Source organism: Micromonospora sp. NPDC005220 (assembly GCF_040607895.1).
GTDB lineage: Bacteria > Actinomycetota > Actinomycetes > Mycobacteriales > Micromonosporaceae > Micromonospora.
In genome coordinates this window covers 181,999-205,579 of sequence record NZ_JBEXHP010000001.1, presented here as the reverse complement: position 1 = coordinate 205,579, position 23,581 = coordinate 181,999, and the positions used below count along the sequence as shown (strand labels likewise).

General features: G+C 72.6%; 24 protein-coding genes. 9 read left to right on the top strand and 15 right to left on the bottom strand.

The genetic code is table 11. The features are described from left to right. Positions 1 to 115 precede the first annotated feature (115 nt). Positions 116 to 2,770, bottom strand: a complete 2,655-nt coding sequence (locus tag ABZU52_RS00965; protein ID WP_354969044.1) for a bifunctional diguanylate cyclase/phosphodiesterase — start codon at positions 2,768 to 2,770, stop codon at positions 116 to 118. A 157-nt stretch (positions 2,771 to 2,927) separates the two neighbouring features. Beyond that, on the bottom strand, positions 2,928 to 5,063 hold the full coding sequence (gene ligA, locus ABZU52_RS00960; RefSeq protein ID WP_354969043.1) for an NAD-dependent DNA ligase LigA: 2,136 nt from the start codon (positions 5,061 to 5,063) through the stop codon (positions 2,928 to 2,930). Between the two features lie 889 nt (positions 5,064 to 5,952). Here ligA and ABZU52_RS00955 point away from each other — a divergent pair. Next, the gene (locus tag ABZU52_RS00955) at positions 5,953 to 6,489 is read left to right on the top strand and encodes a type II toxin-antitoxin system PemK/MazF family toxin (protein WP_354969042.1); all 537 of its coding nucleotides are present in this window, start codon (positions 5,953 to 5,955) and stop codon (positions 6,487 to 6,489) included. 283 nt (positions 6,490 to 6,772) lie between these two features. Here ABZU52_RS00955 and ABZU52_RS00950 read toward each other — a convergent pair whose 3' ends face one another. The 7 genes from ABZU52_RS00950 to ABZU52_RS00920 form a co-directional block, all read right to left on the bottom strand. Further along, on the bottom strand, positions 6,773 to 7,783 hold the full coding sequence (locus ABZU52_RS00950; protein ID WP_354969041.1) for an ADP-ribosylglycohydrolase family protein: 1,011 nt from the start codon (positions 7,781 to 7,783) through the stop codon (positions 6,773 to 6,775). A 30-nt stretch (positions 7,784 to 7,813) separates the two neighbouring features. Then, positions 7,814 to 8,179 carry a VOC family protein gene (locus ABZU52_RS00945; RefSeq protein WP_354969040.1) on the bottom strand — a complete coding sequence of 122 codons (366 nt, stop codon included), beginning with the start codon at positions 8,177 to 8,179 and terminating at the stop codon, positions 7,814 to 7,816. 36 nt (positions 8,180 to 8,215) lie between these two features. Continuing rightward, positions 8,216 to 9,220 (bottom strand): methionine synthase, encoded by a 1,005-nt coding sequence (locus tag ABZU52_RS00940; RefSeq protein ID WP_354969039.1) that lies wholly within the window; start codon positions 9,218 to 9,220, stop codon positions 8,216 to 8,218. 37 nt (positions 9,221 to 9,257) lie between these two features. Continuing rightward, positions 9,258 to 10,331 carry a tRNA 2-thiouridine(34) synthase MnmA gene (gene mnmA / locus ABZU52_RS00935; protein ID WP_354969038.1) on the bottom strand — a complete coding sequence of 358 codons (1,074 nt, stop codon included), beginning with the start codon at positions 10,329 to 10,331 and terminating at the stop codon, positions 9,258 to 9,260. A gap of 248 nt (positions 10,332 to 10,579) precedes the next feature. Beyond that, complete coding sequence (locus ABZU52_RS00930) at positions 10,580 to 11,755, bottom strand: cysteine desulfurase family protein (protein ID WP_354969037.1); 1,176 nt, start codon at positions 11,753 to 11,755, stop codon at positions 10,580 to 10,582. A 91-nt stretch (positions 11,756 to 11,846) separates the two neighbouring features. Beyond that, positions 11,847 to 12,500 (bottom strand): class F sortase, encoded by a 654-nt coding sequence (locus tag ABZU52_RS00925; RefSeq protein ID WP_354969036.1) that lies wholly within the window; start codon positions 12,498 to 12,500, stop codon positions 11,847 to 11,849. Beyond that, complete coding sequence (locus ABZU52_RS00920; RefSeq protein WP_354969035.1) at positions 12,497 to 13,327, bottom strand: DUF4397 domain-containing protein; 831 nt, start codon at positions 13,325 to 13,327, stop codon at positions 12,497 to 12,499. Before ABZU52_RS00920 ends, ABZU52_RS00925 begins: the two co-directional genes overlap by 4 nt. A 230-nt stretch (positions 13,328 to 13,557) precedes the next feature. On the opposite strand from ABZU52_RS00920, the gene ABZU52_RS00915 reads away from it, so the two are divergent. After that, a complete protein-coding gene (locus tag ABZU52_RS00915; protein ID WP_354969034.1) occupies positions 13,558 to 14,160 on the top strand; it encodes a sigma-70 family RNA polymerase sigma factor in 603 nt (200 codons plus the stop codon). Further along, positions 14,114 to 14,905 (top strand): anti-sigma factor, encoded by a 792-nt coding sequence (locus ABZU52_RS00910; RefSeq protein WP_354969033.1) that lies wholly within the window; start codon positions 14,114 to 14,116, stop codon positions 14,903 to 14,905. Before ABZU52_RS00915 ends, ABZU52_RS00910 begins: the two co-directional genes overlap by 47 nt. Positions 14,906 to 14,999: 94 nt before the next feature. On the opposite strand, the gene ABZU52_RS00905 is transcribed toward ABZU52_RS00910, so the two are convergent. The 4 genes from ABZU52_RS00905 to ABZU52_RS00890 form a co-directional block, all read right to left on the bottom strand. After that, positions 15,000 to 15,959: an electron transfer flavoprotein subunit alpha/FixB family protein gene (locus ABZU52_RS00905; protein WP_354969032.1), complete on the bottom strand. Its 960-nt coding sequence runs from the start codon at positions 15,957 to 15,959 to the stop codon at positions 15,000 to 15,002. A 15-nt stretch (positions 15,960 to 15,974) separates the two neighbouring features. Next, entirely contained in the window at positions 15,975 to 16,754 is a 780-nt protein-coding gene (locus ABZU52_RS00900; RefSeq protein ID WP_112582103.1) for an electron transfer flavoprotein subunit beta/FixA family protein, read from the bottom strand. A gap of 187 nt (positions 16,755 to 16,941) precedes the next feature. Next, positions 16,942 to 17,355, bottom strand: coding sequence for a hypothetical protein (locus tag ABZU52_RS00895; RefSeq protein WP_354969031.1), 414 nt, complete (start codon positions 17,353 to 17,355; stop codon positions 16,942 to 16,944). Beyond that, the gene (locus ABZU52_RS00890; protein WP_354969030.1) at positions 17,352 to 18,149 is read right to left on the bottom strand and encodes a GNAT family N-acetyltransferase; all 798 of its coding nucleotides are present in this window, start codon (positions 18,147 to 18,149) and stop codon (positions 17,352 to 17,354) included. The genes ABZU52_RS00895 and ABZU52_RS00890 overlap by 4 nt, the downstream gene beginning before the upstream one ends. A 42-nt stretch (positions 18,150 to 18,191) precedes the next feature. Between ABZU52_RS00890 and ABZU52_RS00885 the strand changes: the two genes are divergently transcribed. The 3 genes from ABZU52_RS00885 to ABZU52_RS00875 are packed head-to-tail and all read left to right on the top strand — an operon-like array spanning position 18,192 to position 19,333. Then, entirely contained in the window at positions 18,192 to 18,584 is a 393-nt protein-coding gene (locus tag ABZU52_RS00885) for a DUF202 domain-containing protein (protein ID WP_354969029.1), read from the top strand. Continuing rightward, on the top strand, positions 18,581 to 18,889 hold the full coding sequence (locus ABZU52_RS00880; RefSeq protein ID WP_354969028.1) for a DUF202 domain-containing protein: 309 nt from the start codon (positions 18,581 to 18,583) through the stop codon (positions 18,887 to 18,889). The genes ABZU52_RS00885 and ABZU52_RS00880 overlap by 4 nt, the downstream gene beginning before the upstream one ends. Positions 18,890 to 18,916: 27 nt before the next feature. Next, positions 18,917 to 19,333, top strand: coding sequence for a PLD nuclease N-terminal domain-containing protein (locus ABZU52_RS00875; RefSeq protein WP_354969027.1), 417 nt, complete (start codon positions 18,917 to 18,919; stop codon positions 19,331 to 19,333). A gap of 47 nt (positions 19,334 to 19,380) precedes the next feature. Here the strand turns inward: ABZU52_RS00875 and ABZU52_RS00870 are convergent, their stop codons facing one another. Together ABZU52_RS00870 and ABZU52_RS00865 are read right to left on the bottom strand one after the other, a co-directional pair. Next, the gene (locus tag ABZU52_RS00870) at positions 19,381 to 21,003 is read right to left on the bottom strand and encodes an acetolactate synthase (RefSeq protein WP_354969026.1); all 1,623 of its coding nucleotides are present in this window, start codon (positions 21,001 to 21,003) and stop codon (positions 19,381 to 19,383) included. A gap of 117 nt (positions 21,004 to 21,120) precedes the next feature. Next, on the bottom strand, positions 21,121 to 21,894 hold the full coding sequence (locus ABZU52_RS00865; protein ID WP_354969025.1) for an enoyl-CoA hydratase-related protein: 774 nt from the start codon (positions 21,892 to 21,894) through the stop codon (positions 21,121 to 21,123). A gap of 98 nt (positions 21,895 to 21,992) precedes the next feature. Here ABZU52_RS00865 and ABZU52_RS00860 point away from each other — a divergent pair, with 98 nt between their 5' ends. The 3 genes from ABZU52_RS00860 (at position 21,993) to ABZU52_RS00850 (ending at position 23,550) form a co-directional block, all read left to right on the top strand. Beyond that, positions 21,993 to 22,472, top strand: coding sequence for a DUF6232 family protein (locus ABZU52_RS00860; protein ID WP_354969024.1), 480 nt, complete (start codon positions 21,993 to 21,995; stop codon positions 22,470 to 22,472). 209 nt (positions 22,473 to 22,681) lie between these two features. Beyond that, on the top strand, positions 22,682 to 23,161 hold the full coding sequence (locus ABZU52_RS00855) for a DUF6232 family protein (protein ID WP_354969023.1): 480 nt from the start codon (positions 22,682 to 22,684) through the stop codon (positions 23,159 to 23,161). After that, complete coding sequence (locus tag ABZU52_RS00850; protein WP_354969022.1) at positions 23,161 to 23,550, top strand: hypothetical protein; 390 nt, start codon at positions 23,161 to 23,163, stop codon at positions 23,548 to 23,550. Before ABZU52_RS00855 ends, ABZU52_RS00850 begins: the two co-directional genes overlap by 1 nt. Positions 23,551 to 23,581 lie beyond the last annotated feature (31 nt).

Genomic DNA, 23,581 nt, shown 5'->3' with positions numbered 1-23,581 from the left:
GCCGCGCGACAGGTGGAGCGTGACACGCGGTGACCGGAGCGAGTCTATTGTTCCGCTCCGGTGCCGCGTCCTCGACTCCCCCTCCGCCGCGCCTCGCGCCGCGTCGGTGGGCGGGTCAGCGGGTGGGGCGGCGGGCAACGTCCGGCTGCGGGTGCCCGCCGGTCGGACGGACCGGCCGGTACCGGGCCAGCCAGGCGGCCAACTCCTCGGCCGGCATCGGCCGGGCGTAGAACCAGCCCTGAGCGGCGTCGCAGCCGGCGGCGTGCAGCAGCCGCCAGGTCCGCTCGTCCTCGACACCCTCGGCGACCACCCGCAGGCCCAGCGCGCCGGCCAGCTCGATCATCGACCGGACGATCGCCGCGTCGTCGGCGTCGTCGGCCATGCCGAGGACGAACGACCGGTCCACCTTCACCTCGGACAGCGGCAGACGGCGCAGGTGCTGGAGGGAGGAGTAGCCGGTGCCGAAGTCGTCCAGCGAGATGGCCACCCCGATCCGGTGCAGCCGGGAGATGGTGGCCAGCACCCGGCGCGGGTCGGCCATCAACGCGCCCTCGGTGATCTCGACCTGCAGCCGCTCGGCCGGCACCCCGTACCGGGCCAGCCGGTCGGCGATCTGGTCGGCGATCTCGCCGGTGTGCAGGTCGCGCACGCTCACGTTCAGCGCCGCGCGCAGGCCGATGCCGGCCGCCGACCACTTGGCGAGCTGCTCCACCACGTCGTCGACGACCCGACGGGTGAGCAGTCGCATCACGGCGCTCTGCTCGGCGACCCGGATCAGCTCCTCCGGGTCGACCATGCCGCGCGAGGGGTGCCGCCACCGCAGCAGGGCCTCGACGCCGACCACCTCGCCGGTCGCGATGGCGATCTGCGGCTGGTAGTACATGGTGATCTCGCCGGCGTCGTCGGCCGGCTCATCGTCCGCGTGCGCCCACCCGGTCGGTTCGGGTGGCTGCCCAGGCGTACCCGGCGCGACATCCCGCCGCACCCCGGACCGACCCCTGCCCACCGCGCCCCCGTTCGGGGACCGCCGGCCGTTCCCGCCCCCGGCGCGCCGCTCCCGGGCCGAGCCGGGACGGGTGCCGGCGACCGTGGTCCGGGCGTTGCGGCCCCGGATCGGGTCGGCTCCGGTGGCGATCCGGTTGATCAGCTCATCGGAGTGCACCAGCTCGGCGTCGGTACGCCGACGACGCGCCCACCACCGACCAGCTCCCAATGGCGCCGTGGCGACCGTCGGCGCCGACGCGGACCGGCCCGTCGCCACCGCAGGCAACGCGCCCTCGGCCGGCGCCCCGGTGGGCAGCGCCGCTCCGTCACCGCCGCGCACCTCCGCCGACGCGCCAAGGGGTACGTCATCCGTCCGATCGGCGTCGCCCGGCTCGCCGTGCCGGCCGCTCCCGTCCGGCTGCGCGCCCTCGCGCTGACCCTGGCCGCCCGGCTCGGCGTCGAACGGTCCCTCGCCCGACGGGCCGGCCTCCAGTACCCGGCGCAGGTCGGCGAGGAGCCCGAGTCGCTCGGCGGAGTTGTGGTCGGACTCCGGGGCGTACACGGCCACCGTGTCGTTGCGGTGCTTGGCGTCGTACATCGCCACGTCGGCGTGGCGCATCAGGGTGGCGAAATCCTCGCCGTGCTCGGGGAAGAGGGCGATCCCGATCGACCCGCCCACGTCCAACGGCAGCCCGTCGAGCGGCACCGGCTCGGCCAGCGCCTGGACCACCCGGTCGGCCAACTCCCGCGCCTGACCGACGTCGGTCAGCCCGGTCATCACGATGGCAAACTCGTCACCGCCGAGCCGGGCGATCATCTGTGGTCGCGGCTGCACGTCGGTGAGCCGGGCACTGACCTCGACCAGCAGCCGGTCACCCACGGCGTGCCCGAGGGCGTCGTTGACGTTCTTGAAGCGGTCCAGGTCGATCAGCAGCAGCGCCAGCTGCCCGTCGGGTTCACCACGGGCGGTCCGCTCGGCATGCAGGTGCACCTGCTCGGCCACCTCGGTCAGCAGGGCCTTGCGGTTGGGCAGCCCGGTCAGCGGGTCGGCAGCGGCGAGGTGCTGCTGTTCGTTGGTCAACCGCGCCATCCGGTAGACGGCGAAGAGCGGCACCAGCACCAGCGGGATCAGCGCGGCGCTGACCCGCGCCGCGGCCACCAGCACCGGAGCGAGCAGCAGCAGTGAACCGGTGGAGAGCAGCTCGAAGCCGAGGCCCTGGCGGACGGTGGGCCACCAGCGATCCCCGAAACGCAGCCGCACCGCCCAGCTGACCAACCCGTAGTTGACGACGAACCAGGCCAGCGCGGCACCGCCGACGGCGGCCACGCCGGTCCAGTGCAACCGCCCGCCGGAGAAGATCGTGCCCGACCCGAGCTGGATCACCCCGTACGCGGCGGCGAGGGCGCACGCGTACTGGCCGACGTTGAACGCCGTACGCCAGGCGGCGTGCCGCATCCGCCAGCCCGAGACGACCACCCCCACCGCCTGCACCACCACCGCCGGGCCGAGCCCCCAGCCGAGCAGGATCGCGAAGGTGAAGCAGGTCGATGGGAACACCGCCGACGTCTGCCGCCGCCCCGGCGGAACGAAGGGCCGCGCGTCACACACCAGGGCGAGCGCGGCCATCGTCCAGAACGCCACCGGCAGCCGGGGCAGTTCGTCGGGGAGCATCGCGAGTGGAACGGCTGCGGTCAGCGCGGCGACCGCCAGGATGCCGGCGACGAAGGCGGCGAACGGTGCGACCCGTCCCGCAGGAAGCGAGTTGCGTGGGTCGGCGACCTCCACCACACCTCCCGACCGACCATCGACGTGCCGGTGCGCACGTCGTGACCCAATGAAACGCCCTCGGCCCCCAGTTTCCCGGTATGACAGTCACGAATCGGTCGTAGTCGTAATTAAGTTGGTATACGCGGCCAGTCGCCGTGGCCGGCTGCCGACCGGGTCAGCCGCCCGGTTGAGCGACGTCCCGGGCGGCGTCCGGGCCCGCGTCCAGCAGGAGCCGGAACCCGTCCTCGTCGAGCACCGGCACCTTGAGACTGGCGGCCTTCTCGGCCTTTGACCCGGGGTTGTCCCCCACCACCACGAAGCTGGTCTTCTTGGAGACCGACCCGCTGACCTTGCCGCCCCGGCTCTGCACGGCCTCGGCGGCCTGGTCGCGGGAGAAGCCGGCGAGGGTGCCGGTCACCACCACGGTCAACCCCTCCAACGGACGCGGCCCCTCGTCGACCGCCTCCTCGGACATCCGTACGCCGGCCTCGGCCCACTTGCGGACCACCTCGCGGTGCCAGTCCACCGCGAACCACTCCCGGATGCTCGCCGCGATGGTCGGCCCGACCCCGTCGACGGAGGACAGCTCCTCCTCGGTGGCCGCGTCGATGGCGTCCATCGAGCGGAAGTGCCGGGCGAGCGCCTGGGCCGCGGTCGGGCCGACGTGCCGGATGGAGAGTGCCACCAGCACCCGCCACAGGTCCCGTTCCCGGGCGACCGCCAGATTATCCAGCAACTTGGTGGCGTTACTGCCCAGGCTGCCGTCCTTGTTGACGAAGAACGGCGACCGGGACAACTGCTCGGCGTCGAGGTGGAAAAGGTCGCCCTCGTCGTTGATGATCTTTGCGTCGAGCAGGGCTGCCGCGCCCTTGTAGCCGAGCACCTCGATGTCGAACGCGCCCCGACCGGCCAGGTGGAACACCCGCTCCCGCAACTGCGCGGGGCAGCTGCGGGTGTTGGGGCAACGGATGTCCACGTCGCCCTCCTTCGACGGCGCGAGCGGGGTGCCGCAGGCCGGGCAAGTGGTCGGCATGACGAACGGCCGGGCATCGGCGGGCCGCAGTTCGACCACCGGGCCGAGCACCTCGGGAATCACGTCGCCGGCCTTGCGCAGCACCACCGTGTCGCCGATCATCACGCCCTTGCGCTCCACCTCGCGGGCGTTGTGCAGGGTGGCGAGCGCCACTGTGGAACCGGCCACCCGCACCGGCTCGAGCACGGCGAACGGAGTGACCCGGCCGGTACGCCCCACGTTGACGTCGATGTCGAGCAGCTTGGTGGTGACCTCCTCCGGCGGGTACTTGAAGGCGATCGCCCAGCGGGGGGCACGACTGGTCGACCCGAGCCGGCCCTGGATGGAGACCGAGTCGACCTTGACCACCACGCCGTCGATCTCGTGCTCGACATCGTGCCGGTGCTCGGCGTAGTAGGCGATGAACCCCGCCACCCCGGCCAGGTCCGGGACGACCCGCCAGCGGTCGCTGGTCGGCAACCCCCACGACTTGAGTGCCGCGTACGACTCGGACTGCGCCCTGGGTTGGAACCCACGGCGGGCACCGATGCCGTGCACCACCAGGCGCAGCGGCCGGGTGGCGGTGACCCGTGGATCCTTCTGCCGCAGGCTGCCGGCGGCGGCGTTGCGCGGATTGGCGAAGGGCGCCTTGCCCTGCTCCACCAGGCCCGCGTTGAGATCGGCGAACGCGGCGATCGGGAAGTAGATCTCGCCCCGGACCTCCAGCAGCTCGGGAATGTCCGGGAATTCGCCGGACGGGGTGAGCTGGCTGGGCACGTCCCGGATGCTGCGCACGTTTGCCGTGACGTCCTCACCGGTGCGCCCGTCGCCCCGGGTGGCGGCCCGGACCAGCCGGCCGTTCTGGTAGGTCAGGTTGATCGCCAGCCCGTCGACCTTCAGCTCGCACAGGTAGGGCACCGGGCCGCCCGCGTAGCGTTCGACCCGCTCGGCCCAGGCCGCAAGCTCCTCGTCGGCGAAGGCGTTGTCGAGCGAGAGCATCCGTTCGGCGTGGGTGACCGGGGTGAAGTCGGTGGAGAAGGTGCCACCCACCCGTTGGGTCGGCGAATCGGGCGTCCGCAGCGCCGGGAACTCCGCTTCCAACGCCTCCAACTCGCGCAACTGCCGGTCGAAGTCGGCGTCGGGGATGGTCGGCGCGTCCAGGACGTAGTAGCGGTACTGGTGCTCGGTCAACTCCTGGCTGAGCGCGGCATGCCGCTCCCGGGCCTGCGGCGTCGGCTCAGCCCCGGCCGCGGCCTCCTGCGCCGGGCTGACCTGCTGACCGATCTGCTCCTCGGACACACCGCCACCTTCGGACACGCCTGCGACCTCCCTGATCACGCTACTCCGGCACCGTATCGGGCCGGTGGGACAATCCGCCGTCCGCCCGCGCCCGGAGCGACCTGCCCCTCAGCCGCGTCGGTGATCGCTTGACGCCGAGAGGATCTATTCCAAGGGACCTGACCGCCGACGCCCGTCGGTCGGGAACGTGTCGCGGCGAGTCGACCTCCAGCTGCGACAGGGACCAGATGCTCCCGCGCGGCACGACCTCGGGCCGCTCCACCCGCCACGGCGGCTCCCTGCTCTACCTGGCCGACGCGCTGCTCTACCTGGCCGACGCGGCTTCGCTGGCAATCTTGGACACTTTCCGTCAGCTGCTAACGGAAACTGTCCAAGATCTACCCTGTCAACCGCCTCCCGCGCCTCGGACGGCGTCGCCGGCACGGTCTTCGACCATCAGACGCACCACCGCCTCCGCTCACCGAACCCATGGAATAGATCGTCTAGTGGCGGTCGACGGGCCGATCCAGCTACCCACCATCACGTGATCAAGGACGACGGCACGGTGCCCCGGGCCGGTGAGGCAGTGGGCCGGTGGCCCGGTGAGGCAGTGGGCCGGTGGCCCGGTGAGCCGGTGGCCCGGTGAGCCGGTGAGCCGGTGGCCCGGTGGCCCGGTGAGCCGGTGGCCCGGTGGCCCGGTGAGCCGGTGGCCCGGTGAGCCGGTGAGCCGGTGGCCCGGTGGCCCGGTGAGCCGGTGAGCCGGTGAGCCGGTGAGCCGGTGCGGCAGTGAGGCAGTGCGGCGGTGGGCCGGTGCGGCGGGTGCGGTGTGGTTGGCGGGCGGCACGGACCGCGGCGTGCGAGGATCGCCGGACGATGGTGGCCCGTGGGTCGCCGGGACGCGGAGGTACGGATGCGCGCGGCACTGCTCTGGGCGGCGGCGATCCTGCTGGCGGTGGCCGCCGGCTGGGCGTGGAACAGTTGGCGGCACCGGGTGGCCAACCGGCGTCCGGACACCCGGCCGGGTCGGGGCGGCACCGGCGGTCGTCGTCCCACCCCGCCACGGCCCCGTGGCGCCGACCGGCCGACCGGCAAACCTCGCTCGCGCGACACGGGCCGGCACGACGGCACCCCGGCGCCCGGTGAGATCTGGTGGGCCGACGTGCCGTACGCCGACGGCAGCGGGTCGAAGGTACGCCCGTGTCTGGTGCTGCGCGCCGACTCCCGGGGCGCCGATGTCCTGAAGATCACCAGCCAGGACAAGAGCGACCGGGACGACCACGTCCGGATCCCCACCCGGGACTGGGACCCCGGCGCGGAGCACGACAGCTACCTCAGCCTGACCGAGCCAATCCGACTCAGCTCGGCCGCCTTCGCCGACCACGCCGGCCGCTGCGACGCCGACCTGTGGCGACAGGTCCGCAGCCTGCGCCACCTTCCCACCACCTGACCATCCCGCGGCCACCTTTGACCGTCTCGTGGCCGCCACCGACCATGATCAACTCGGATTCCTGAAAGTCGCCGTGTCCGAAGCTCCCGGATACCCCGGTTTTCAGAACCCCGAGTCGATCACGGCTGGCAGACAAAGCGAGACGGGCCAGGGGGACCAGACCAGACAGCCCAGGCGGGCCAGGCGGACCGGACAGGCGGGCCAGGCGGACCGGACAGGCGGGCCAGACGCGGGGCCAGACGGGCGGGGCCAGACGGGCGGGGCCGGACCAGGTCAGGCCAGATCAGTCCCAGGCCGCGCCGAGCGTGGCCAACTGGTCCGCGTACTCGATGCGGTTGGACCACTCGCGCGGCCAGGCGGTCATGCCGACGGCCGCGCCCACGAATGCCCCGGCCAGGGCGGCGATCGAGTCGGAGTCGCCGGCGGTGGTCGCGCCCCGGGCCAGCGCCGCGACCGGATCGTCGGCGTGCCGTACGGCGCAGAGCAGCGCGGTGGCCAGCGCCTCCTCGGCCACCCAGCCCTCCCCGGTGACCTGACACGGGTCGCCGCCGTCGTCCGGTCGCGTCAGGGCGTTCGTCAGCCGGCCGAGCACCGCCAGGCACTCGTCCCAGCCCTGGGCGATGAACTCCTCCGGGGAACCGAACCCGGCGCGTTGCCACAGGTCGCCCAGCCACGACTCCCGGTAGACCAGGCGCTGGGACCGTGCCCGCTCGGTGAGCACCGCGGGAAGTTCGGGCAGCGGGACGCCGGTGCGTAGCGCGAAGACCGCGTACGCGGTGAGTTCGCTGGCGGCCAGCCCGGTCGGGTGGCCGTGCGTCAGCCCGGCCTGCAACTGGGCCAACCCGGCGAGCGTGTCGAGGTCCGTGTCGAGCAACCCGACCGGGGTGACCCGCATGTTGGCCCCGCAGCCCTTCGAGCCGACCACTGTCGCCTCCTGCCAGCGCAGCCCGCGGCTCAGCTCGGCGCAGGCGCGCAGGCAGGTCATCCCCGGGGCACGGTTGTTGTCCGGGCTGACCGCCCAGGCCAGGAAGCGTTGACGCAGCAGTGGCTCCACCACCTCCGGCGTGAACGACGGCGCCTCGCGCAGCGCCCAACCCACCGCCAACGCCATCTGGGTGTCGTCGGTGACCAGCGCTGGCTCGCCGGACAGCTGACGCGGACCGGTCGGGCCGTACCGGCGCTCGATCTCGGCGACGGTCAGGAACTCGGTCGGCTTGCCCAACGCGTCACCGTAGGCGAGGCCGAAGAGCGAACCGGAGGCGCGCAGCGCAGAGGTGTGGATCACGGCGGCCATGGTGCCCGGCCGCCGCAACCCATGGCGAGCTCAGTCCCAGCAGAGGCAGAACGGGTGGCCGGCCGGATCGGCGTAGACCCGGAAGCCGTCGCCCTCACCCGGCAACCGCCGAGCCCCGAGCGCGAGCGCCGCCTTCTCGGCGGCCTCGATGTCGTCCACCGTCACGTCGAGGTGGAACTGCTGGGGGCGCTCCGGGTCCGGCCAGGCCGGCGGCCGCAGGTTGAGCGCCTGTTGGAAGGCGAGACGCGGCTGGTGACCGGGCGGGCCGCCCAGCACCACCCAGTCGTCATCGAAGTCACCCTCGGCGAGCGGTACGCCGAGCAGCTCGGCATAGAACGCCGCCAACGCCCGCGGATCCGGGCAGTCGATCACCACTGAACGCAGCTGTCCAATCATGACCGTCATCCTGCCCACCGGGTCCGACAGAAAACCTCAGTCCTCGGCGAAGCGTCGGCCGGCGTCCCGGCACGCGGCGAGCACCGCCCGGGCGTACTGCGGGGTCGCGCCGGCGAGGCCGCAGGCCGGGGTGACCACCACCTGCTCGGCGAGTTGCCGACGGGGAAAGCCGAGGCGGTCCCAGAGCTGGCGTACCCGATCGGCGATCTGTGCGGAGGTCGGCGCGCCACCGGCCGACGGCGGCCGGGTCGGCGCGGCCCCGGCCAACAACCCGAGGCCGGCGTCGAGCGCCTCGCCCAGCGGGTCGAGGTCGGTGACGAGGTCCAGGTCGAGGGCGACCGCGACGGCGCCGGTGGAGCGGATCAGCTCCAGCGGTACGTCCGGGGCGCAGCAGTGCACCAGCGTCGGCACGCCGACCGCCTCGACGACAGTGCGCAGCAGGGCGGCGGCGTCCACCGACTCGACCGCCCGGTACGCACCCAGCCCGCTCTCGGTCGGCACCCGCCCGGCCAGCACGGTCGGCAGTGACGGTTCGTCCAGTTGCAGCAGCACCGACGCTCCGGGCAGCCGGCGGGCCACCTCCGCGACGTGCCCGCGCAGCCCCTCGGCGAGAGAGCCGGTCAGGTCGCGGACCGCGCCGGGATCGCGCAGCAGGCGGCCACCGATCGGCAACTCCAGGGAGGCGGCCAGCGTGAGGGGGCCGGCGGCCTGCACCTTGATCGGCCCGGCGTACCCCTCGGCCTGCTCGGCGAGCTGGTCCAGGTCGCGTTCCATCAGGTCACGGGCTCGGCGCAGGTCGCGGCCCGGGCGTGGGGCGACCCGCCACCGCCCCGCGTACAGCTCGACGGGAAGTTCGACGAGCAGCCCGGCGGACCGGCCGATCATGTCCGCGCCGGGCCCACGGGCCGGCAACTCGGGCAGGTGGGGCAGCTCGGGAAGCTCACCGAGGACCACCCGCTGAGCCTCGCCGATGTCGGTGCCGGGCAGCGAACCAATTCCGGTCGCCGCGCCGGCCGGCCAGGGCCACGCCTGATCTGTCACGGCCGAAGGCTATCCCGCGTACGCCCCGGCCGTGCGGTCACCCGGTGATCGTCGCGGAGCCGAGGACCACGTCGCCGGCCGGGTCCGGCCGGTACGCCACCACGGCCTGACCGGCGGCGACGCCGCGTACCGGTCGGCGCAGCTCGGCGTGCAGCCGGTCACCGTCGAGCGCGACGGTGGCCGGCACCACGTCGCCGTGCGCGCGCAGCTGCACCTCGCACTCGACTGGCGCGTCCGGGCGGGCGCCGCCGGTCCAGACCGGACGGAAGCCGTGCACGTCGGACACCTCCAGCGCCTCGGCCGGGCCGACCGTCACCGTGTTGGTCTTCGGGGTGATGGAGAGCACGTAGCGCGGTCGGCCGTCCGGGGCGGGCCGGTCCAGGTGCAGCCCGCGACGCTGCCCCACGGTGTACGCGTACGCGCCGCTGTGGCTGCCGACGACCGCGCCGGTGGTCGCGTCCACCACGTCGCCGGGCGCCTCGCCGAGCCGGCCGGCCAGGAAGCCGCGGGTGTCCCCGTCGGCGATGAAGCAGATGTCGTGGGAGTCCGGCTTGTCGGCCACCGCCAGGCCACGCTCGGCGGCCTCCGCGCGGACCTGCGCCTTTGTCGAGTCACCGAGCGGGAAGATCGACCGGTCGAGCTGTTCGCGGGTGAGCACGGCAAGCACGTACGACTGGTCCTTGGCCAGGTCGACGCTGCGCCGCAGCAGCCCGTCCGCGCCGAGGCGGGCGTGGTGCCCGGTCACCACCGCGTCGAAGCCCAGGGCCACCGCCCGGTCCAGCACCGCCGCAAACTTGATCTTCTCGTTGCAGCGCAGGCAGGGGTTCGGCGTCCGGCCGGCGGCGTACTCGGCGACGAAGTCGTCGACCACGTCCTCGTGGAAGCGGTCGGCCATGTCCCACACGTAGAACGGGATGCCGATCACGTCGGCCGCCCGTCGGGCGTCCCGGGAATCCTCCAGGGTGCAGCAGCCGCGCGCCCCGGTCCGGTAGGTCTGTGGGTTGCGCGCGAGGGCCAGGTGTACGCCTGTCACGTCGTGCCCGGCCGCCACCGCCCGCGCCGCCGCCACGGCCGAGTCAACCCCGCCCGACATCGCCGCCAGAACCCTCACCGACCCACTCCCTTCCAAGTCCCCACCAGTCCCCCACCCGTCCCCCCACGACAACCCTATCCACCAGCCCCGAAAACCCCGCCACCCCACGAACCCCAGCCGCCCAACCGCGTCGATCAAGGAGTTGTGGTGCCCGGAATCGAGCCAAGAGCACCTTTTGCACCCCACCACAACTCCATGATCGACGCGGAGAGGGGCGGGGCGGGGCAGGGGCGGGGCGCGGGGGCGGGGCGGGGAGGACAGGGGGTCTAGCGAGGGGTGCGGAGGGCGGCGGCTCGGCGGGCTCGGTCGACCGCTGCCGGGAGGGCCGCGATCAGGGCGTCGATGTCGGCCTGGGTGCTGGTGTGGCCCAGGGTGAAGCGCAGCGAGGAGCGGGCGCGGTCGTCGTCGGCGCCCATCGCGAGCAGCACGTGCGAGGGCTGGGCCACGCCGGCCGAGCAGGCGGAGCCGGTCGAGCAGGCGATCCCCTGCGCGTCGAGCAGGAGCAGCAGCGCGTCGCCCTCGCAGCCGGGGAAGGAGAAGTGCGCGTTGCCGGGCAGCCGGTCGGTCGGGTCGCCGTTGTAGATCACCTCGGGCACCGCCTGGCGGACCCGCTCGATCAGGTCGTCGCGCAGCGCGGCCACCCGGGCCGCGTACTCCTGCTGGCCCTTCACGGCAGTCTCGACGGCGACCGCGAAGGCGACGATGCCCGCGGTGTCCAGGGTGCCGGAGCGGATGTCACGTTCCTGGCCGCCGCCGTGCAGCAGCGGCGTGGCCGGCACGTCCCGGGCGAGCAGCAGCGCGCCCACCCCGGTCGGGCCGCCCAACTTGTGGCCGGTGACGGTCAGCGCGGCCACCCCGCTGGCACCGAAGTCGACAGGCACCTGACCGACCGCCTGAATGGCGTCGGTGTGGAACGGCACACCGTGTTCGGCGGCGACGGCGGCCAGCTCGGCCACTGGCTGGACGGTGCCCACCTCGTTGTTCGCCCACATCGCGGTGACCACGGCCACCTGGTCGGCGTGCGCGGCCAACTCGGCGCGCAGGGCCTGCGGGTCGAGCCGACCGACGGCGTCCACCGGCAGCCAGCCGACCTCGGCGCCCTCGTGCTGGGCCAGCCAGTCGACCGCGTCCAGCACCGCGTGGTGCTCGACGGCACTGGACACCACCCGGCGGCGGTCGGGGCCGGCGCCTCGGCGGGCCCAGAAGATGCCCTTGACCGCGAGGTTGTCGCTCTCCGTGCCACCGCCGGTGAAGATCACCTCGGAGGGCCGGGCGCCCAGCACGGCGGCCACCCGCTCGCGGGATTCTTCGACCCGGCGACGGGCACGGCGGCCCGCCGCGTGCAGGGAGGACGCGTTGCCGACCTCGCGGGCGGTAGCGACGTACGCCTCCAGTGCCTCGTCGAGCATGGGAGTCGTCGCCGCGTGATCCAGGTAAGCCATCGCCTTCAGCGTACGGCCGGCACCTTGGGCACCGGATGCCGGAGGGGACCGCACGCACTGGGCCGGGGGTGGAGTCCCACCCCCGGCCCGTTCAGGCGGGCACCGCGGTGACGACGATGTTGTCGCGGTACTTGCGCGCCTTGGCGTCGAACGGCCCACCACAGGTGATCAGAGTCAGCCGCGGCTTGCCGTCGCGGGCGAAGTACCGGTCCAGCGGGATCCTGGTCTTGGCGTACTCCTCCCGGGCGACGACCCGGTAACGCCGGGCCTCGCCGTCGCTGCCGGTCGCGGTCAGGGTGTCGCCCTGGTCCAGCTCACGCAGCCGGAAGAACGCACCCTTGCCCTGCTTGGCGCTGTCCACGTGACCGGCGATGACCACCGAACCGGCATCCGTCTCCAGGCCGGGGCCGTAGCGGTACCAGCCGATCTGGTCGACGCTCGGCGGCACCTCGAACTCGTTGGTCCGCTCGTTGATGCCGACCGCGTTGACGGTGGCGGTGACGTCAATCTCGGGGATCACCAGCCGTACCGGCGGGATGATCTTCGGGCCGGCGGGCAGCTCACCGGCGGTCACCGGCACCGACGGGGCGTTGGTGGCGGTCGGTGCAGCGCTGGCCAACGTGCTGGCCTCCTCGGCCCCCACCGTCCCGGCTGGCTGGTTGGCGCAGGCCACCAGGGCGGCGACGGTGAGCGCGGCAACGCCGGCGGCCAGGGCCGCCAGCGCGCCGCGGTTGCGCACCGTCACTTGCGGCCGGTCCGTGCGGTCGCCATCCGCACCCCACCACCAACCAGCAGGAGTACGCCGGCACCGGTGAGCACGTACCACCAGGTGTCCACGCCCGTGCCGGCCTGGCCGCCGTCACCGCTGGGCACGCCGCCCGGGGCGGAGTGCAGGCCGGTGATGGTCTGGGCCACCACGTCGAGGGTCTTGCCCTCGGCGGAGCCGATCGCGTAGACGATCGTGGCGGTGCCCTCCTTGAGGTTGAGGTCCGCCGGGCCGATGGCCACGGTGTCGGTGCCGGCCAGCACCACGTCCGCCTTGACGTTGCCCGCGTCGACGTCGCCCTTGGCCTCGTTCGGGTTGGTCAGGTCCTCGAAGACCGGGGTGCCACCGGCACGGACGTCGACCGCCGGGGCGGCGGCGGTGTGCCGGACGATCAGCCGGGCCTTGCCGGCGTCGACCTTCGAGACGTCGTTCACGAACGGCGTGATCTTCGGCTGGCCGGCGGCGTCGAGGTGCGCCGCGATGCTGATGTTCGCACCGCCCGGCACCGCGGCGTTGTCGACCTTGAGGATCGCGCTGCCGATCGGCTCGCCCGGCTTGGTGAGCGCGATGTCGTAGTCGCCCTCCTCCAGGTTCAGCGGGCCGGCGACGTCGCCGGGCTTGAAGTTGTCCAGCGTCTTCTTGCCGTTGACGTAGACGTCGACCGGGGTGTCCGGGATGCCGTGCACGACGGAGACCTTCGACGTGGCGGCGTACGCGGGGGTGGCGGTGAACGCGCCGACGCCGGCGAAGGCCAGCGCGGCGACCGCCCCGCCCGCGGCGACCCGACGGAAGTACGAGAGCTGCATGTCTGCCTCCTGGTAGTTGATGCTGATTCGTCAGGCCTGGCTTGCAGAACGGGTTACGCCGGCTCTCGGACAGGTGGATGCGCCCCGGAGGCACTTTTCTTTTTCGGCTCCGTCCGCATCCAGAACGGGGTCGGGGCACGAATAGCTGGTGAGATGACATCGACCGGGAGAGTGGGGCGGGGACTGTGCCAGCTACAGTCGGGCATGCCCCATCGAAGGCGAGCCGCCCGATGACGGCGCTCCGACAGGAACCGGACCCTCCGGTGGACGACCTCGACCGCAGGTTCCGCGCCGGTGACGACGTGGCGCTCCGCGAGGCGTACGACCGCTACGGTCGCGCCGTGCTCCACCTGGCCACGTCCATGCTGGCGAACCGCAGCGACGCCGAGGACGTCACCCAGGCGACGTTCGTCGCCGCCTGGCTGGGTCGTGAGACGTTCGACCCGGCCAAGGGGTCGCTGATCGGTTGGCTGCTCGGCATCGGCCGGCGGAAGGTGATCGACCGGATGCGCGCCTCGGCCCGGGAGACCCGGGTGGTGGAGACGGTCCGGCAGCTGCCCGAGCCGGCGCAGACCGGCCCGGACCCGGACCGCGTGGTGGACCGGTTGGTGATCGCCGACGAGCTGGCCCGCCTCCCGGACGACCAGCGACGGATGCTGGAGTTGGCCTTCTACGACGACCTGACACACCAGCAGATAGCCACGGTGACCGGCGTGCCGTTGGGCACCGTGAAGAGTCACATTCGACGCGGCATGGCGAGCTTGAAACGCAGATGGGAGGTGGACGGTGCAGCACCTGGACCACGACCGGCTGGTATTTCTGGCGCTCGGTGAGAGCGAGGCCGACAACGGCGAGAGCACCCACCTCGGCACCTGCGCGCACTGCCGTACCGAGCTGGCGACCCTTGAGCGGGTGGTGGGGCTCGGCACCGAGACGCAGGGTCTGGCTGACCTGCCCGACCCGCCGGAGCACCTCTGGCAGGGCATCGAAGCCCAGGTCAGGGCGGCGGAGGCCGGGCCGACGCTGATCGAGACCCGGCGGGTGCCCGAGCAGGCCGGCACCGTGACGGCCGAGCAGTCGCCGGGCGCGGCGGTTACCCGACTGGACCCGGCGCGGCGATCCCGCCGGGGTCGCGGCTGGTCCGGTTGGGTGGCCACCGCGGTGACCGCGGCCGCCGCCGCGGCGGTCGGCGTGGTGGGCACCGTCTCGGTGCTCCGACCGGACGATCCGACGCCCACTCCGCCGCCGGTGGTGGTGGCGAGCGCGCCGCTGGCGGCGTACGGGGCGACCCCGCCGACGGCCAAGGGTGACGCACGGGTTTTCCAGGACGGCCAACTACATCTGCATGTGGCGAATCTCCCGAGCGTCCCGGGGTACTACGAGGTCTGGCTCATCAATCCGACGACGATGGAGATGTTCTCGGTCGGCACCCTGGGTGGCGGCTCGGACGCCCTGCTGCCCCTGCCCCCGAATGTCGACCTCAAGAGCTACTCGGTGGTCGACGTCTCCGCCGAGCAGTACGACAACAACACCCGCCACTCCGGCGACAGCCTGTTGAGGGGCTCCCTGACGGGCTGATCGGCGGGCCGGCTCAGCTCCCCGGCTCGCCGATCAGCTCCCCACACGGCAGTGGCCGCCCGTTCGCACGGGCGGCCACTGTCGTGTCGCACTGTCACTTGCGCTTGCGGATCTCCTCGGCGGCCTGCGGGACGATCTTGAACAGGTCGCCGACCACCCCGAAGTCGGCCAGCTCGAAGATCGGCGCCTCGCCGTCCTTGTTGACCGCGACGATGGTCTTCGAGGTCTGCATGCCGGCCCGGTGCTGGATGGCACCGGAGATGCCGAGGGCGACGTAGAGCTGCGGGGAGACCGTCTTGCCGGTCTGGCCCACCTGGAACTGGTGCGGGTAGAAGCCGGAGTCGACGGCCGCGCGGGACGCGCCGACGGCGCCACCGAGCAGGTCGGCCAGCTCCTCGACCAGCTTGAAGTTGTCGGCGTTGCCGACGCCCCGACCGCCGGAGACGACCACGCCGGCCTCGGTCAGCTCGGGGCGGGAGCCCTTCTGCTCGGCGACCCGCTCCACGACAGTGGCCAGCTTGTCGGTGTCGGTGACCGACACGGTGAGCTGCTCGATCGCCGGGGTGGCCGGCGCCGGGGCGGGGGTGACCGAGTTGGGTCGGACGGTGACCAGCGGCAGGCCCTTGGTGACCTTGGACTTGACGATGGTGGAGCCGGCGAAGGCGACCTGGGTCGCGGTGCCGTCGGCGTCCAGGCCGACCACGTCGGTCAGGATGCCGTTGTCGAGCTTGACGGCGAGCCGGGCGGCGATCTCCTTGCCCTCCTGGGCCGACGCGAGCAGCACGGCGGCCGGCTGCACCCGCTTGACCAACTCGGCCAGCACTGTCGCCTTGGGGGCCACCAGGTAGCCGTCGATCTCGTCACCCTCGGCGGCGTAGATCTTCTCCGCGCCGTACTCGCCCAGCTTGCCGCTCAGCGCCTCGGCGGCGCCGGTGCCACCGAGCACCACCGCGCTCGGGGTGCCCAGCTCACGCGCGAGGGTGAGCATTTCCAGGGTGACCTTCTTGACGCCGAATTCCTTGGTGGCTTCGACGACGACGAGAACCTCAGACATGTCAGAACCCCCCTCTCACACGAACTTCTCGGTGGCGAGGAACTCGACCAGCTTGACGCCGCCCTCGCCCTCATCAGTGATCTTGGCGCCGCCGGAGCGCGGGGGGCGCTTGGTGTGCTCGACGACGGCGCTGGTCGCACCGTCGAAGCCCACCTCGTCGGCCGCGACCCCGAGGTCGGCCAGCGAGAGCGTCTGCACCGGCTTCTTCTTGGCGGCCATGATGCCCTTGAAGGAGGGGTAGCGCGGCTCGTTGATGGTGTCCCACACGGAGACCACGGCCGGGGTGGCGGCGGTGACCACCTCGTAGCCCTCCTCGGTCTGCCGCTCGACGGTCAGCGTCGCGCCGTCGACGGTGAGCTTGCGGGCGCCGGTGAGCGCCGCGACGCCCAGCCGCTCGGCGATCATGTGCGGCATGACCTGGACCCGGCCGTCGGTGGACTCGGCGCCGCAGATGACCAGGTCGGCGTTCAGCTGACCGAGCGCGGCGGCGAGCACCTTCGAGGTGGCGACGGCGCACGAGCCGTGCAGGGCGTCGTCCAGCACGTGCACGGCCTTGTCCGGGCCCATGGAGAGCGCCTTGCGGATCGACTCGGTCGCCCGGTCCGGACCCATGGTCAGGATCGTGACCTCGCCACCGTGCGCTTCCTTGATCTTCAGCGCCTCCTCGATGGCGTACTCGTCCATCTCGTTGATCACGTTGTTCGCTGAACCGCGGTCGACGGTGTTGTCGTCATTGCGCAGGTTGCGGTCCGCGCCCGAATCAGGCACCTGCTTGACGAGTACGACGATGTTCATCGCGCTTCGACGACCCTCCTGTGTGGTGTTGCGATTCGCTCGCCCGGTCTCGGGCGCAGCGTCGCGCGTCGGTCGACGCCAGGTCAACCGCGGGCGGTTGTGCAGTTGCCCACGGCGCAATGTTACCTGCCAGTAGGTTGTGCTCCCGCAGCACTCAGGGTGACACAGCTCACCGACGCGCGGCCGGTCAGGCCGGCTCTGCCAACGCGACCCTGATCTGGTCGATGGCCGCCGTCTCGGCGGGCGCCACCCCGTCGTGCGCCCGGGCCACCTGGTCCGCCGCGGCCAACACCAGATCGCGGTACGCGGCCACGTCCCGCGGGGACTTCTCGCGCAGGATCCGCACCGCCCGTCCCAGCGCCGGCAGCACCACCGACTCGATCTCCAGCTGCGAGTCCCGGGGAAGTCGCGGCAGCGGGCCGCTGGTCAGCGCCTCCTTGACCGCGCCACTGGCCTCGGCCAGCGCGCCGGACGCGGCGATGCTCTCCCGGATCACCCCCAGCACACCGGGGTCGGCGTTGGAGACCAGGAAGACAGCACCGAAGGCACCCGTCTTGAGGGTCAGGCGCTCCTCGTCCGTCAACCGCTGCTCCATGATCACGGAGTGTAGACGTACGGGGTGGTGGTGGTGACCGGGACGAGGCCGAGCCGCTGGAGGATAGGCCGGCTGTCCTCGGAACAGTCGACCTGCATGAGCGTCCGTCCCCGCTGCTCGGCCAGCCGCGCCCGGTAGTTGACCAGCGCCCGGTAGATGCCCTTGCGCCGCCACTGCGGCAGGGTCGAGCCACCCCACAGCGTGGCGAAGGCGGTGTTCGCCGGGAACCGCACCCAGCCGGCGCTCACCACCGTCCCGCCCGCCTCGGCCACCACCACGGTGATCGAGTTCGGGTCGGCGTCGATCTCCTTGGCCAGCCCCCACACCAGGTGCGAGCGGTCCTCCTGCCAGACCTCCTCCTCCATGGCGGCGATCCGCTCCAGGTCCTCCCGGGCGGTCACCTCACGCAGGCGTACCCCCTCGGGAACGACCGGCAGCGCGGCGGCCAGCGGCGCGACCGGGCCGACCACGACGGTCTCCCGGTCCTCCGGCACGAAGCCGGCCGCGCGCAGGCGGTCCGCCAGGTCCGCCGGTTCGTCGTGCCCGTTGAGCTTCCACTCGACCGACTGGCCGCGCTCGCGGAACAGCCGCACCTGCCGGGCGATCAGCTCGTCCAGCGCGGCACCGGTCAACCCGCCCAGGTCGCGGTAGGTGAGGAAGCCACCGGCGTCGAGCCCGATGATCCGGACCAACGGCCCGTCCCGCTCCACCGTCACCCCGGCCGGAACCGGGTCGGGGATCTCCGGGCGGAGTTGGTTGTCGTAGGCGTCGCGCAGGGTCTGTACGTCGAGATCAGTCACCGGCTCAGGCTATGCCGGAGGGGAAGCGGATATTCTCCCACTGTGTGGGAGGTGATCAGGCGGTGGTTCGACCCGGCCGAGCTGGGCTCGGTCGGTGAGACGCCGGACTACCGCTTCTCACTGGCCAACGAACGGACCTTCCTGGCCTGGCTGCGCACCGGGTTGGCCCTGGTCGGCGGCGGGTTGGCCGCCGCGCAGTTCCTGCCGCCCCTGCCGATGAGCCACCTGCGGGAGGTGATCGCGGTGGCGTTGCTGCTGCTCGGCGCGGCGGTCGCGATCCGCGCGGTGGACCACTGGGCGCGTACCGAGCGGGCCATCCGGCTCGGTCAGGAACTGCCTGCGTCCCGGTTCCCCGCCATCCTGGCCCTGGCCGTCGGCGTCGGCGCGTTGCTGCTGGTGGCCGCCGTCCTGATGCGGGCGATCGGCGGGCAGTGAGCACCGGACACGACCCCGGGCTGCAACCGGAGCGGACCCGGCTGGCCTGGCGGCGCACCCGGCTCACGGTGACAGTGGTGACAGTGCTCGCCGTCCGGCTGGCGTCGTCGACGGGCGGCCCGGCCGGAGCGCTGATCGCCGGAGGAACCGTGCTGGTGTGGGCCGCCCTGCTGGTGCTCTGCTGGCCCCGGGGCACCGGCGCCGGTCCGGCCCGCAGCGGCGGTCGAACCCTGCCCCTGGTCACGGTGGGCACGGTGGCACTGGCGCTACTGGGAGTGCTGCTGGTGCTTCGCGGACTGTGGTGACGGGATTCGTTGAGCCATGATGGGTGCATGGTCCGGCTTGGCGTACTCCTCTTCCTGGTGCAGATCGTCCTCGCGGTCTGCGCGCTGATCAGCTGTCTCTCCGCCGAGGAGGGCCAGATCCGTGCCCTGCCCCGGATCGCCTGGGTGCTGATCATCTTGTTCTTCCCGCTGGTCGGCTCGATCGCCTGGTTCATCATCGGCCGGGAGCCCGGCAACGGCGCCCGCAAGGGCTGGCCGGGCGGCATCGGCGGCGCCGAACGACAGCGCCCCCGGCCGGTGGCCCCCGATGACGACCCGGAGTTCCTGCGCTCCGTGCAGGAACGTGCCCAGCAGCAGGACCAGGAGCTCTTCCGCCGCTGGGAGGAAGACCTGCGTCGGCGCGAGGACGACCTGCGCCGCCGCGACGGTGAGCCGCCGCGTGAGGGTGACCGACCCGAGGTGTGAACGCGCCGCCGCCGCCGGCGCAGAGCGACGGCGGCGGCGGGTGCGACTCAGGCCAGGTTCGACGACCGGGGGTACGCGTCGGTCGGGTCGGTGAGCACGTTCACCAGGTACGGCACGCCGGAGTCGAACGCCCGCTGGAGCGCCGGGGCCAGGTCGGCCGCCTTGGCGACCGTCTCCCCCGCGCCGCCGAGCGCGCTGACCACCGTGTCATAGCGCAGCTCCGGCTGGAGGTCGGCGGCCACGTCGTAGCCGTACATGGCCCGCATCGGGTGCTTCTCCAGCCCCCAGATGCCGTTGTTGCCGACGACGATCACCACCGGCAGCTTCTGGCGGACCAGCGACTCGACGTCCATCAGCGAGAAGCCGGCCGCACCGTCACCCATCAGCACGCAGATCTGCCGGTCCGGGTGACTGACCCGGGCGCCCATCGCGTAACCCATGCCGGTGCCCAGGCACCCGTACGGGCCCGGGTCCAGCCAGGTGCCGGGCTGCGACGGCTCCAGGTACCGCCCGGCGTACGACACGAAGTCACCGCCGTCGCCGATGGTGATCGCGTCCGGGGCGAGCACCCGGCGCAGCTCCCCGTAGATCCGGGCCGGGCGGATCGGGTCGGTCTCGGCGGCCATCTCCGCCGCGTCCCGAGCCTTCGCCGCATCCTCGGCCACCCGCAGGTCGGCGATCCAGTCGGTGTGGTCGGCCCGGTCACCGGCGTGGTCGGCCAGCGCGGAGAGGATCAGGCGCAGGTCGCCGACGGGGGCGACGGCAGGCTGCACGTGCGTCGCCCGCTGGCTGGGCGCGTCGACGATGTGTACCACCTTGGCGTCACCGAAGTCACCGAAGCTGAGCCGGAAGTCCAGCGGGGTGCCCACCACCACGACCACGTCGGCGCCGGAGAGCGCGGCCCGGCGGGCCTTCGCGAACGCCAGCGGGTGCGCCGGCGGGAGCGAGCCGCGACCCATGCCGTTGGTGAAGACCGGCACCTGCAACGCCTCGGCCGCCTCGCGCAGGGCGGCGACCGCGTCGCCCGCGTACACGTCGGAGCCGGCGATGATGACCGGCCGCTGCGCCCCGGCGATGAGCAGCGCGGCGCGGCCGACCTCCTCCGGGTCCGGCGCGATCGGGTCGACGCCCGTCACGGTGGGCAGGTCGGCCTCGGCGACCGAGAAGACCGTCTCCAGTGGGAAGTCGAGGAAGGCCGGCCCGCGGTGCGGGGTGAGCGCGGCGGTGAGCGCCGCACCCACCGCGCGCGGAATGTCCTCGGTGCTGAACACCGTCTCGGCGTGCTTGGTGACCGGGGCGACCAGCGGCAGGTGGTCCATCTCCTGGAGGCTGCCGGAGCCCCAGCGGAACGCGGGCGCGCGGCCGCCGAGCACCAGCACCGGCGAGGCGTTGAAGAACGCGCTGGTCATGCCGGAGATGCCGTTGGTGACACCGGGCCCGGCGGTGAGCACGGCGAGGCCGGGGCGGCGCTGGAGCTTGGCCACCGCCTCGGCGGCGAAGACCGCGGACTGCTCGTGCCGGACGTCGTAGATCGGGAAGTCGGTCTTGTACGCCGCGTCGTAGAGCGGGAAGACGTGCCCGCCGGAGAGCGTGAACATCTCCCGTACGCCGTGCGCGCGTAGTGCCGCGAGCGCCAACTCGCCGCCGTGACCCTCGATCCGCTCCGTCATCGCCGCTCCCTCTCGTCGCTCATGACCGAAGCCACACGCTACTGGCCGGTAGGCGCAATGTGAACAATCCTCGACTCACCGTCGGGGCCGGCAGCACGAACCGCCAGCCCCACCCGGTCAGCGGCCGGTGAAGTCCGGCTTGCGCTTCTCGACGAACGCCGCCATGCCCTCCCGCCGGTCGTCGGTGGCGAACAGCGCCGCGAAGAGCTGACTCTCCCACGCCAGGCCCGAGTTCAGATCCATGTCCAGGCCGCCGTCGACCGCCAGCTTCGCCGCGCGCAGCGCCTGCACCGGCCCGGTGAGGTACGGAGTGATCAGCGCGACGGCCGTGTCATACACCTCGGCGGCCGGGGCGACCCGATCGGCCAGGCCGATCCGCAGCGCCTCCTGCGCGTCCACCATCCGCCCCGACATGATCAGGTCCTTGGCGCGGGCCGGGCCGACCAGACGGGCCAGCCGCTGAGTGCCGCCCGCACCCGGGATGATGCCCAGCTTGATCTCCGGCTGGCCGAGCTTGGCGTCCTCGGCGACCACCCGCCAGTCACAGGCCAACGCCAGCTCACAGCCGCCACCCAGGGCGTACCCGGTGATCGCGGCGACCACCGGCTTGGGGATCCGGGCGATCGCGCCGAGCGCGCTGGACAGGTTCGCGGCCCGGTCGGCCATGTCCACGTAGGACATCTCGGCCATCTGCTTGATGTCCGCGCCGGCGGCGAAGACCTTCTCCCCGCCGTACACGATGACGGCGCGGACCTCGGGATCGGCGGTCGCCGCCGTGGCGGCGGCGCGCAACTCCTCCTGCACCTGGGTGTTGAGCGCGTTCATCGGTGGCCGCTCCAGCCGGATCGTGCCGATGCCGTCAGTGGTCTCCAGCCGAACGAACTCGCCCACGCTGCCCTCACTTCCTCGTCGAAGTCGCGTGCCAACCTTACGACCCGGCTCGTTTGGGTAAGTAGTGTGGTGTCAGCCCCGTGGGCGGGAGTCCAGCCATGATCACGTATTACGACGACCGATCGGTGCAGGTCACCTCCACCACCGTCCGCGTCGACGGTCGCAGCTACAAGCTGGCCGACATCACCATGGTCTGGCACCGCCGTGGCACCCGTTCCTGGCGGGTGCTGGTGGGGCGGGGCGCGATCGGCGCCGCGCTCGCCGGCCCGCTGGTCGCGGCGGTGCTCGGCATCGGCGTGGCGGTCTGGCTGCACCGCTCGCCCACCGTGACGATCGCGATCGTCGGCGCGTCGGTGCTGGTCGGGTTGGCCGTCGGCCCGGTCGCCGACTTCCTCTTCGAACACCTGGACCGCTCGTACGCCCGGGGCAGCCGCCAACTGGAGATCTGGGCCCGCTGGCGGGGTCAGCCGGTGCGGTTGCTGCACACCGGCGACGCGCTGCGTTTCGGGCAGATCTACCGGGCCGTGCAACGCGCGGTCGAGCACAGCCAACCGGCCCGCCCCGTCATCCGCCGCTAGCCAGCCGGGCGCCGCCCGCCAGTCGCGCTGCCTATGGAGCTGATGACGCATCAGCTCCAAAGGACCGCCTCAACACTTCTGCCCGCCGGCCGGCCTCCGTCGAATCCTCAGTGCAGAAGCGCCGATCAGAAGGGCCGATCCTTCGCGGAGCAGGCAAGTACCGAGGTCCGCGTGAGGCGAGGGTTGCCTGCCGGTGGTTAGGCTTAGTGATGACCCTCTATTACCGGGACGACGCGGTGCAGGTGACCTCCGAGTCGATCCGGGCGGGCGGTCACGTGATCGCCCTGTCCGACGTGACGTTCGTCTGGCACGCCCGGGGGCAGAAAACCCTGGCCGTACGCGGCCGTGTGCTGGGTCGCGGCGTCCTGGTCCTACTGCTCTCGCTGCCGCCGCTGGTCGCCGTGGTCTGCGTGCTGTCACTGGCGTGGTCGGCACAGGACCGGGGCAACTGGCAGCTCGCGCTGATCATCCTCGCCGCCTGCGCGGTGGGGGCGTTGGCGCTGACACCGTTCCTGGAGATCCCGCTCGGCTGGCTGGACCGCTCCTACGAGCGCGGCAGCCACGTGCACGAGCTGTGGGTGCAGCACCACGGCCGGGAGGACCTGCTGGTGCGCACCCCGGACGCGCTACGGTTCGGGCAGATCTACCGGGCCGTGCAGCGTGCCGTCGAACAGCAGGGAGACCATTGATGACCACCCGCCGCGGCGAGGCCGTCGCTCTCGCCGGGCTGCTCGCCGCAGCCGGCGTCACCCACCTGGTACGCCCCGGCTTCTACGACCCGATCGTGCCGCGCGCGTTGCCCGGCCCGGCCCGGTTCTGGACGTACGCCAGCGGCATCGCCGAGCTGGCGGTGGCGGCGGCGGTGGCGCACCCGGCCACCCGACGGGCCGGCGGTCGGGCGGCAGCCGGTCTCTTCGTCGCCGTGTTGCCGGCGAACGTGAAGATGGCGGTGGACTGGCGGCACCGGCGTCCGGCGAAGCGGGCCATCGCGTACGGCCGGGTGCCGATGCAGGTGCCGCTGATCTGGTGGGCCCTGCGCGTCGCGCGCGCCGACACCGCCGGTCGACGGTCGCGCTGAGCGGCGCCGTCGGGCGGTTGTGGTGCGGCCG

Excerpts from the sequence above, each read along its gene's own strand:
- ABZU52_RS00955 (WP_354969042.1), top strand. The coding sequence starts at position 5,953 with ATGCGCGCGGCACTGCTCTGGGCGGCGGCGATCCTGCTGGCGGTGGCC.
- ABZU52_RS00950 (WP_354969041.1), bottom strand. The coding sequence starts at position 7,783 with ATGGCCGCCGTGATCCACACCTCTGCGCTGCGCGCCTCCGGTTCGCTC.
- ABZU52_RS00945 (WP_354969040.1), bottom strand. The coding sequence starts at position 8,179 with ATGATTGGACAGCTGCGTTCAGTGGTGATCGACTGCCCGGATCCGCGG.
- ABZU52_RS00930 (WP_354969037.1), bottom strand. The coding sequence starts at position 11,755 with ATGGCTTACCTGGATCACGCGGCGACGACTCCCATGCTCGACGAGGCA.
- ABZU52_RS00920 (WP_354969035.1), bottom strand. The coding sequence starts at position 13,327 with ATGCAGCTCTCGTACTTCCGTCGGGTCGCCGCGGGCGGGGCGGTCGCC.
- ABZU52_RS00915 (WP_354969034.1), top strand. The coding sequence starts at position 13,558 with ATGACGGCGCTCCGACAGGAACCGGACCCTCCGGTGGACGACCTCGAC.
- ABZU52_RS00905 (WP_354969032.1), bottom strand. The coding sequence starts at position 15,959 with ATGTCTGAGGTTCTCGTCGTCGTCGAAGCCACCAAGGAATTCGGCGTC.
- ABZU52_RS00900 (WP_112582103.1), bottom strand. The coding sequence starts at position 16,754 with ATGAACATCGTCGTACTCGTCAAGCAGGTGCCTGATTCGGGCGCGGAC.
- ABZU52_RS00875 (WP_354969027.1), top strand. The coding sequence starts at position 18,917 with ATGGTCCGGCTTGGCGTACTCCTCTTCCTGGTGCAGATCGTCCTCGCG.
- ABZU52_RS00870 (WP_354969026.1), bottom strand. The coding sequence starts at position 21,003 with ATGACGGAGCGGATCGAGGGTCACGGCGGCGAGTTGGCGCTCGCGGCA.
- ABZU52_RS00860 (WP_354969024.1), top strand. The coding sequence starts at position 21,993 with ATGATCACGTATTACGACGACCGATCGGTGCAGGTCACCTCCACCACC.
- ABZU52_RS00855 (WP_354969023.1), top strand. The coding sequence starts at position 22,682 with ATGACCCTCTATTACCGGGACGACGCGGTGCAGGTGACCTCCGAGTCG.
- ABZU52_RS00850 (WP_354969022.1), top strand. The coding sequence starts at position 23,161 with ATGACCACCCGCCGCGGCGAGGCCGTCGCTCTCGCCGGGCTGCTCGCC.